We start from the raw sequence: 9,373 nt of genomic DNA on the forward strand, positions 1-9,373 counted from the left end.
CAGTCACGCGCACGCTGTTCCCCGACCAGGACCCCGTGGGCCAGGTGATCCGCATCAAGAACCTGCCGTTCCGGGTGCTGGGCACCCTGGCCCCGAAGGGCCAGGGCCAGTTCGGCGACGACCAGGACGACTTCATCCTGGCGCCCTACACGACCGTGCAGAAGAAACTGCAGGGCCAGACACACATCAACCGCGTCACGGTCTCCGCCGCGCGCTCGGACCTGGTCGAGGAGGCCGCGGTCCAGATCACGCGCCTGATGCGCGCGCGCCACCGGATCAGCAACCCCGAAGAGGACGACTTCAACGTGCGCACGCTCGAGGAGATGGCGGCCACGCGCACGGAGATGGCGCGCACCATGACGCTGCTGCTGATGAGCGTGGCCTCGGTCAGCCTGCTCGTCGGCGGTATCGGGATCATGAACATCATGCTGGTCTCGGTCACCGAGCGGACTCGAGAGATCGGCGTGCGCAAGGCGCTCGGCGCCACGCAGAGCAACATCCTGCTCCAGTTCCTGATCGAGGCCGTGGTGCTCTGCCTGCTGGGGGGTGTGGTCGGGGTTCTGGTCGGCGGGGGCGCCGCCATGCTGCTCAAGCAGCTCTTCCAGTGGCAGACCTCGGTCGACGGTCTGGCGGTGCTCGTGGCCTTGATCTTCTCGGGGGCCGTGGGCATCGGCTTCGGCGTCTGGCCCGCGCGCCGCGCGGCGCGGCTCGATCCCATCGAATCGCTGCGCTACGAATAGCCGGGCTTCAGCGGTCTCCGAAATTGGCCGATGACCGATCCATGAGACCGGTGTGGATTCGCTGGTTGACCATCGCCCCGCTCGGACTTGGCTTGATCGCCTGCGGAAACTCGAGCGGATCGCGCCAGCCGCTCACGGAGCGGCAGCGTGACAGCGTGATCGCGGGCTCCACGCTACCGGGGGCGGCCACGGTCGGAAAGGCGCTCGAGCGTTCCGACGACGCGAAAGAGCGCGCCGCGAGTCTCGATTCCCTGACGCGATAGCACACCTGGGTTCCCACGAGACGCACCGCCAGACTCGCGCCGTGGCTCCCGACGTTCGCGCTCGCAATCGGCCCCGCTGCGTCCTGCTGCGCTGGTCGCCCGCGCTCGCCGCCGTCGTCGTGGCGTCGACCAAGGTCGTTTACACCCTGCGGGCGCCAAACGCCGCGGGCGAGTACACGATCAGCGCCGGTTCCTCTACGGCACGGAGAGGCGACCACCCTGGTCGTGTCCAAGGACCGGGTGGCCGCATCGATCCCCTCGGCGGCGCTGGTGCCCACTCGGGCCGCGTCGGTTTGGCCAGGCCCATCCAGCGAACGGTTCAATAGTTGGCGCCAGGTCTCGATTCCGGAAGCAGGCCCCGGGGTTACTTGGATATTCCGCTTGCCGTACTCTACCCCCCGGGGCATACTTCCGCGTCTTTCGGTCGAGTAGGATGTCGTCGACGTTCAATTCCGCCAGGGACAACTTGGCGGTTTTTTGTTGGCGATGTTCGCGATCGAGGTCACCGGTCCACGAGGATCGGTTGGTGACCGTCCCCGGATCGGGTGCGGCGTATACGCAGGGCGATTGCCCATCAGCAAGGAGTCGCAAGTGGCTCGTGGCACCGTGAAGTGGTTCAACGAAGCGAAGGGTTTCGGCTTCATCTCCCAGGAGAACGGCGAAGACGTTTTCGTGCATTTCTCCGCGATTCAAGGCGAAGGGTTCAAGACGCTGGCCGAGGGTGAGACCCTCGAGTTCGACGTCACTCGCGGACCCAAGGGGCTGCAAGCCGCCAACGTTCGTAAGGTCTAGCTCGAACCACATCTTCACGTCTCCGGGGCGGCCTCGACAGAAGCCGCCCCGGTTTTTCTGGGAGGCTTTTGCCCGTCTACCTGTTGCTTTTGGTCACGCTCTCGGTGTTCGTGGTCGCGGTGGTCCATGCCAGTTTCTTCGAGTGGTGCTTTCACCGCTACTGGCTTCATCGACCTTGGCTGCCCAAGAACGTCTTCACCGCGCACACGCTGGTTCACCACCAGCTCTGTAAGTTCGAGGACACGTTCCACGTCACCGAAGAGGAGCAGCACGAGGCGCTGCACTTCCAGTGGTGGGGCGGACCCTTCTTGATTCTGCTCAACGTCCTCCCGTGGGCCGTCGTGGGATTCGCGCTGGAGTGGTGGCTCGGATTCGACCTTCCCATGATCGCCATCACGGTCACGGTCGCTGCGACGTTCGGGGTCTACTATGCGGGCTACGAGGGATTCCACTACCTGATGCACAAGCCCTCGATCCCGTTCATCGAAGGGCTGGCTTTCTTCCAGTTCCTCAAGCGCCACCACCGCATTCATCACGTCCACATGGACCGGAACCTGAACGTTCTGCTGCCGATCGCCGACTTCCTGCTCGGGACACTGGAGCTCGAAACCCCGGTTCCGGCCGTTACCCCCGAGAGCGCCCGACGCCTGGCGCGCCGGCACAGCCGGCGACTGCCTCACTAGAGCCGAAGCCATGCCATTCAGCAGGCTGGGCCTGCCTCCCGCGATCGTCAAAGGCGTGCGGGCCGCCGGCTACACCGACCCCACTCCGATCCAGCTCAAGGCGATTCCCATCGTCCTCGCCGGCCACGACCTGATCGGCGCCGCGCAGACCGGGACCGGCAAGACCGCCGCCTTCGTGCTGCCGATTCTCACCCACCTCATGAAGGGCAATCCCGCGTTGCGCGCGCTGGTGCTGGTGCCAACGCGGGAGCTGGCCGCGCAGGTCGAGACCAACGCGCGCGACTACGCGCGCTTCACTGCCGTGCGTGCCGGAGTGGTGTTCGGCGGCGTGCCGATCGGTCCGCAGGAACGCATGCTGCGGCACGAGGGCGTCGATCTGCTCGTGGCGACCCCCGGCCGGCTGTTGGACCTGCACGGCCGGCAGAGTGTGAGCCTCGAGGACATCGAGGTGCTGGTTCTCGACGAGGCCGATCGCATGGTGGACATGGGCTTCGCTCCTGATTTGCGGCGCATCCTCAAGCTCCTGCCCACGCGGCGCCAGACCTTGATGTTTTCCGCCACCATGCCGCCCGAGCTGAACCGGGTGGCCACCGAGGCCCTGCATCATCCCCAGCGCGTCGATCTGGCCCCACCTTCGCGGCCCGCGGCAGGAATCACGCAGGCCATCTATCCGGTGTCCCGCCATCTGAAGACCGAGCTGCTCGACCAGGTCCTGCTGGGCGAAGGAGTCTCGAGCGCGATCGTCTTCACGCGCACCAAGCGCGGCGCTGATCGTCTCACCCGCTCGCTCCAGCGCCGTGGCCACAGCGTGGCAGCCCTGCACGGTGATCGCAGCCAGAGTCAGCGGGAGAAAGCGCTCGCCGACCTGAAACGTGGTCGCGTGCAGGTTCTGGTGGCCACCGACATCGCCTCGCGCGGGATCGACGTGGACGACATCTCACACGTGATCAACTTCGACGTGCCTCACACTCCCGAGGACTACGTGCATCGCATCGGACGCACGGGCCGTGTGCAGGCCGTGGGGGATGCGTTCACGCTGATGAGCCCCGAGGAGAAGAAGGACGTCGCCGCGATCGAGCGCTTCCTGGGCCGTTCCATCCCACGCGTGATGGTGCCCGACTTCGACTACCACCAGACGCCTCAGCGCGAGGGAGGACGGCCGGAGCCCCGCCGGCACCGAGAACGACCCCACAGGCAGGGGAAGGATGGGGATCGGCGCGGGCACGCACAGCCGAGCGGAAACGGCGCACGCCGACGGGAACGCCCACGAGACGATCGTCCTCGACCAAAGCCTGCGGGCTCGCCTACGCCAAGCACGGCTCGAGAGTCGGCGGAGAGCCACGGCCGGCGCCGGCGACGAGAGACGTCCAGGGATCGGCGTCGCAAACGGCTTTAGCCGGTCGCTCCTTCGGTCATTCCTCCCGTTATTCCTTCAGTCGCTGTCTCCAGGGTCTTGGCGCCCTCCCGCTTGCCCTCCATGAAGCTCTTCCCGAATACGCACTCGGCAGCGTACTGATTGTGAGCTCGACATCGGAGGCGAATGCCCTCGGTGGTCGGCTCGCCGCCAAGGGCTACGGGATCGATGTGGTCGAACTCGAGCCCCTTGCGCTCCGAGCAGCGATGACCATCGGCACTGATGAACGTGCATTGTGCGCCGTCACGTTTCCACACGGCACGCTTCACATGATTGGGGATGTACCGTGGGTTCCTGCCATTCGTCGACTGTGGCACCCGAGGCTTGTCCGTCGCGGCAAACTTCTGCTTCTCGAGCTTGGCAATAAGCACGTCGAGCGCGCGATCGAAGACGGATTCGATATCGCCAGCGGCCACTTCGTGGCCGAGAAGATCTTGCGCGTAACTCAGCTTGTCCCGCGTGGCCTGGCTCATTGTGAGGTGGAGCGAGAAGCGCTGCGCGGCGATGGGCTTCACCTGCGAACGCAGAGAAATGTCAAAAAACTGCCGCGGGGCAGTTTTGCTTGACGTTTCTGGGACCTGCGATTCCATCGAGGGACCTTCGTGGCTCGTCTCTGATGTGGGCGTCGGGTCCGATGTCGCGATGGACTCGATCATCGGAAGCTCTTCGGATCGTGGGAAGCGCCGCGCGATCAGGAGTTCGATTTCGCTCGTTGGCATTCCTTCGGCCGACAGCAGCAGCTCGCGAGCATTCTCCTCGGTCAGGTACGGCGCCAGCAGACAGAGTCCGCTGAGATGCAACCGCCCTTCCGCGACCGCCTGGAACACGGTTGGGAAGCGCCGAGCGATGCCGGCGGCCTGGAGCCGCTTGTGAGCGGCGTCTTTGGACAGGCGGAGCTTGCCGACACAGTACGCGTGCATCGAAGAGTAGCCGGCAGGAACGTACAGTCTTCGAGCGCGGAACTCGGCGATGTGAGCCAGGAGCAGTGCTGTGGTCTCGCGTTCCTTCGCGATGAGCGTGGACAGGCTTTGATCGAGGGCGTAGTTGCTCAGATGCGATAGCGAATAACCCGTCATGGAACTCTCGACGGGGGCTGGACGTCGAGGGGCTAACCATCTCTTTCTATCACACGATAATTCTCACGCCAACATCATTAGCGGGATGCGCGCTGGTTTCAGTGCAAATGAACCAGTCCCATGACCACAAGAATCGGAATCAGCACGGCGATGATCGCTTCTCCGGCGATGAATCCCGAGGCCAGGGGCGTGACGTGCCGCTCGTAAGACTGCCGCGAGGTCATCCGCCACAGCTCGCCGAGGAGACCCCCGACGAACATCGTGAACACCGCGCTCCCGGGAACCAGCATCCCAATGCCGATACCGGTGGGTGAAGGCGTCCAGCGTCGGCGGCCAGGGTCGTTCTCCAGGAACGTCAGTAGCACCCCGATGGTCACGCCGACGAGGAGCGCCACCGCCGCTCCGGGAGGAAGCGCATGGACACCGGCCGAGAGAATGCGCGCAAGCCCGGCGAAGCGCTGCGAGATGGGCGATTGGAGTCCGTTGTCTCCTCCGATCCCGTAAGTGTCGCGCAGGAGCGGGTAGACGAAAGCGACGGCGGCAGCGCCGACCGGCACGGCGATGAGCTGGGCATAAGTGAGGAAGCGGGGCGTGCTGCCGATCAGGTGGCCGGTCTTGTAGTCCTGCATCAGGCCTTCCGACTGCGAAGCCACCGAGCCGGTCACGCCGCTCGCGGTGAGGTTGTGGAGCATGGAGCCGGGCGCGACCGCGCCGAAGATGCCCTGCATCATGTTGGTGAGCGCGCTGATCGGTCCCCAGTTGGTTTCCCCGAGCACGCGGATGCCGACCAGCATGAGCGGGATCGATAGCACGATCGCGATCGCGGTGAGGCCGAAGGGCATCCCAAGACTGAAGCGCTGCACCAGCGCGAGCGCGACCGCGCTGGCGATCGAGCCCCAGATCACCCAGCGCAACGGGAACTCGCCGCCGACCGTCGCCGCAGTGAGGCCACGGAAAGACTTCACCAGCACTTTCCAGCGCAGTGCCAGGGTCGTGAGGCCCCCGGCCACCAGACAGCCGACGGCGGGCCACAGGATCCAAAGCTGCACTTCGCGGCGCACCAGGTTCGCCACGAAGCCCTGGTCCACCAGGATCGGAGGGGCGATCACCCACGCGATCGTCATACCGATCACCATGCTGGTGTTGATGCGCATGCCGACGAGCAGCCCCGATCCGATCGAGAGCAAGCTCCAGCTCATGCCCACGTTCATCTTCGCGCCCAGACCGCCGATCGGCAGCATCTCCGGCAGGCGGTACCACACCTGACCGAGCAGCCGGGCGTCCTCGCGGATCGTCATTAGGAACCCGGAGAGCACCGATCCGATCGCCATCGACCGCGCGGCGCCGCGGGACTCGCCGCCCTTGCCGTCGAGCACCACCAGCGTCTCCGCCGCCGCCACGCCGTCGGCGAAGGTGAGCTTCTCGTCGACGACGAAGTGCTTGCGCATGGGCACGCTCAGCAGGACGCCGAGGACCCCGGAGCACGTAAGCCACAGGAATGCCTGATGTGGCTGGAGCACGTAGGTGAAGCCAGCCGCCGGGTCCATGCGCAGCAGGTCGAAGGCCGCCATCAGCGTGCAGAGGAAAGCGGTTTGCCCCGCCGAGGTTCCCGCGGTCTGGACGATGTTGTTCTCCCACCGATGGAAGTTGCGCGCCAGGATCCCGAGAGCGAGATAGCCGAAGAAGGCCGAGACCACCGAGATGTTCGGCCCGAAGCCGAGCTTGAGCACCACGTAGGGATACGATCCGCCGATGACGGCGGCCACCACGATGGCCACCAGCACCGAGCGCAGCGTGAACTCCCGTGCGTCGGCTGGCTTCACAGGGAGGATGTCGACGGGTGCGGTGCTTTCGGCTGAGCTCATGGAGCGGCCTCGAGTAGGTCGGCAGGGAGGTGGAAGCCGGCGAAGCCTACAAGCGCGCCTGGGGCGCGTTCAACGCGGGCCTTGGTGCGACGCGCCGGGAGTCCGGTTCAACGCGGCCCTCGGACCCGGCGCGCCGGACTCCCTGCGACGGGTCGGGACTCCCTGCGACGCCTCGGGGCTCCGTGCGACGCGGGCAGGGGCCGCGCTATAGTTCGCGACATGGTGTCCACTCCTCGCGGGTCCCGGCGCCCGGCCTGGCCTCGTTCCCTGGCCGCGGCGGCCCTTGGCGCGTGCATCCTGGCTGCGTTTTCCGGGCCGAGCATGGCGGACTACGCGGACGTGAACGGGATGCGCATGTACTACGCGGTGCGTGGCAAGGGGCCGGTCCTGGTGCTGCTGCACAGCGGGCTGGGCAATGGGCTCCAGTTCATCCGTCAGATCCCCGCCTTCGAGAAGCAGTATCGATTGGTCATTCCCGACATGCGCGCCCAGGGCCGGACTCCCGATCGCGAAGGTCCGATCAGCTATCACGCGATGGCCGAGGACGTGATCGCGCTCATGAACCGGCTCGGCGTCCAGCGCTTCGATGTCATGGGATGGAGCGATGGAGGGAACTGCGGGATCGATCTCGCGATCCATCATCGCGATCGCGTGAAGCATCTGGTGACGTTCGGAGCGAACGCGTCTCCGGACGGCGTGCGCCCTCAGGACCGCGCCTGGCTGGACACGGTGACGGTCGCTTCGCTGGGAAACGATGTCCGAGCCGGATGGATGGCGCTCGCGCCCGATCCGCGCCAGTACGACGAGGCCATGGGCAAGCTGCTCCACATGTGGAGAACCGAGCCACGTTTCACCGCGAAGGAGCTGGGCTCGATCAAGGCGAAGGCCCTGATCTGCGCCGGCGAGAACGACATCGTCCGCCGCGACCACACGGAGTCGCTGGCGCGCTCGATTCCCAAAGCCGAGCTGTGGATCATTCCCGGAGCGTCGCACGGCGCCATCCAGGAGAAACCCGACGACGTGAACGCCAAGGTGCTCCAGTTCCTGGCGCGATGAAGGCGAAGCTTCCGTACCACGGTCGGCACGACCGAGAACGGCAATGCCGTACGAGGTGTCTCGAAAGGAGTCTTCGATGAGCGGACCCAACATGATGGCCGCGCTGCCCAAGACGGGAAGCACCTCGGAATACGTGGCTGCTCTGATGGCCCTGGTCAAGGCCAGGAACCCGTCCGAGGTGGAGTTCCATCAGGCGGTGCACGAGGTGGTGGATTCGCTGACGCTCGTGCTCGACCGCCATCCCGAATACCGCTCGGCCCGCATGCTGGAGCGCATCGTGGAGCCGGAGCGCGTGATCATGTTCCGCGTGCCCTGGATGGACGATCGCAACGAGATCCAGGTCAATCGCGGATTCCGCATCGAGATGAACAGCGCCATCGGTCCCTATAAAGGGGGACTGCGATTCCACCCTTCGGTGAATCTGGGCATCCTCAAGTTCCTGGCGTTCGAGCAGGTGTTCAAGAACTCGCTCACCACGCTGCCGATGGGCGGGGGCAAAGGTGGCTCGGACTTCGATCCCAAGGGGAAGAGCGACCAGGAGGTGATGAAGTTCTGCCAGAGCTTCATGACCGAGTTGTGGCGCCACATCGGACCGAACACCGACGTTCCGGCCGGCGACATCGGCGTGGGTGGGCGCGAGATCGGCTTCCTGTTCGGGCAGTACAAGCGCCTTGCCAACGAATTCACCGGGGTGCTCACCGGCAAGGGCCTCCACTGGGGCGGCTCGCTGATCCGGCCCGAGGCGACCGGCTATGGCTGCGTCTACTTCGCCCAGGAGATGCTCAAGAGCCGCGGCGAGTCCTTCGAGGGGAAGGTGTGCCTGGTCTCGGGCAGCGGAAACGTGTCGCAGTACACGGTCGAGAAGCTGCTCGATCTGGGCGCCAGGTCCGTCACGCTCTCGGACTCGAACGGCTTCATTCACGACCCGGACGGAATCGACCGTGACAAGCTCGCATGGGTCATGGACCACAAGAACGTGCGCCGTGGGCGCATTCGGGATTACGCCGACAAGTGGAAGGGGGCGCGCTACGTTGCCACCGATCCCATGCAGGATGCGAATCCGCTGTGGGACGTCCCGGCCGATTGCGCATTCCCGAGCGCGACCCAGAACGAGATCAACGCGCGCGACGCCGCCAACATGGTGAAGAATGGAGTCATCGCGGTCGCCGAAGGCGCCAATATGCCGTGCACGCTCGAGGCGGCTCACATGCTCATCGAGAAAGGCGTGCTCTTCGGTCCGGGCAAGGCGGCCAATGCGGGCGGGGTCGCCACCTCGGGGCTCGAGATGTCGCAGAACAGCATGCGCATGTCGTGGACGCGTGACGAGGTGGACCACCGTCTGCACCAGATCATGGTCTTGATCCACAAGGCCGCGTTCGAAACCGCGGAGCGCTACGGCACGCCGGGAAATCTGGTGAACGGCGCCAACATCGCGGGCTTCCTCAAGGTGGCCGACGCGATGATGGACCAGGGACTGGTCTAGC

General features: G+C 65.4%; 9 protein-coding genes. 7 read left to right on the forward strand and 2 right to left on the reverse strand.

Annotation, left to right across the window (positions count from 1 at the left end; genetic code table 11):
• The 5 genes from VFQ05_02995 to VFQ05_03015 all read left to right on the forward strand — a co-directional run.
• A partial coding sequence (locus VFQ05_02995; GenBank protein ID HET9325717.1) for an FtsX-like permease family protein occupies positions 1-740 on the forward strand: 740 nt, incomplete at its 5' end.
• 41 nt (positions 741-781) lie between these two features.
• A complete protein-coding gene (locus tag VFQ05_03000) occupies positions 782-1,003 on the forward strand; it encodes a hypothetical protein (GenBank protein ID HET9325718.1) in 222 nt (73 codons plus the stop codon).
• A gap of 591 nt (positions 1,004-1,594) precedes the next feature.
• Positions 1,595-1,795, forward strand: a complete 201-nt coding sequence (locus tag VFQ05_03005) for a cold-shock protein (protein HET9325719.1) — start codon at positions 1,595-1,597, stop codon at positions 1,793-1,795.
• A gap of 68 nt (positions 1,796-1,863) precedes the next feature.
• Positions 1,864-2,478: a hypothetical protein gene (locus tag VFQ05_03010; GenBank protein HET9325720.1), complete on the forward strand. Its 615-nt coding sequence runs from the start codon at positions 1,864-1,866 to the stop codon at positions 2,476-2,478.
• Between the two features lie 10 nt (positions 2,479-2,488).
• Positions 2,489-3,874: a DEAD/DEAH box helicase gene (locus tag VFQ05_03015; protein HET9325721.1), complete on the forward strand. Its 1,386-nt coding sequence runs from the start codon at positions 2,489-2,491 to the stop codon at positions 3,872-3,874.
• Here the strand turns inward: VFQ05_03015 and VFQ05_03020 are convergent.
• Positions 3,871-4,968, reverse strand: coding sequence for a hypothetical protein (locus tag VFQ05_03020; GenBank protein HET9325722.1), 1,098 nt, complete (start codon positions 4,966-4,968; stop codon positions 3,871-3,873). The genes VFQ05_03015 and VFQ05_03020 overlap by 4 nt on opposite strands.
• Positions 4,969-5,066: 98 nt before the next feature.
• Complete coding sequence (locus VFQ05_03025) at positions 5,067-6,833, reverse strand: OPT family oligopeptide transporter (GenBank protein ID HET9325723.1); 1,767 nt, start codon at positions 6,831-6,833, stop codon at positions 5,067-5,069.
• Between the two features lie 321 nt (positions 6,834-7,154).
• On the opposite strand from VFQ05_03025, the gene VFQ05_03030 reads away from it, so the two are divergent.
• Positions 7,155-7,889 (forward strand): alpha/beta hydrolase, encoded by a 735-nt coding sequence (locus VFQ05_03030; protein ID HET9325724.1) that lies wholly within the window; start codon positions 7,155-7,157, stop codon positions 7,887-7,889.
• Positions 7,890-7,983: 94 nt separating this feature from the next.
• Entirely contained in the window at positions 7,984-9,372 is a 1,389-nt protein-coding gene (gene gdhA, locus VFQ05_03035) for an NADP-specific glutamate dehydrogenase (GenBank protein HET9325725.1), read from the forward strand.
• The last annotated feature ends 1 nt before the right edge of the window (position 9,373 follow it).

The organism is Candidatus Eisenbacteria bacterium (assembly GCA_035712145.1).
In the GTDB taxonomy this organism is placed as follows: domain Bacteria; phylum Eisenbacteria; class RBG-16-71-46; order RBG-16-71-46; family RBG-16-71-46; genus DASTBI01.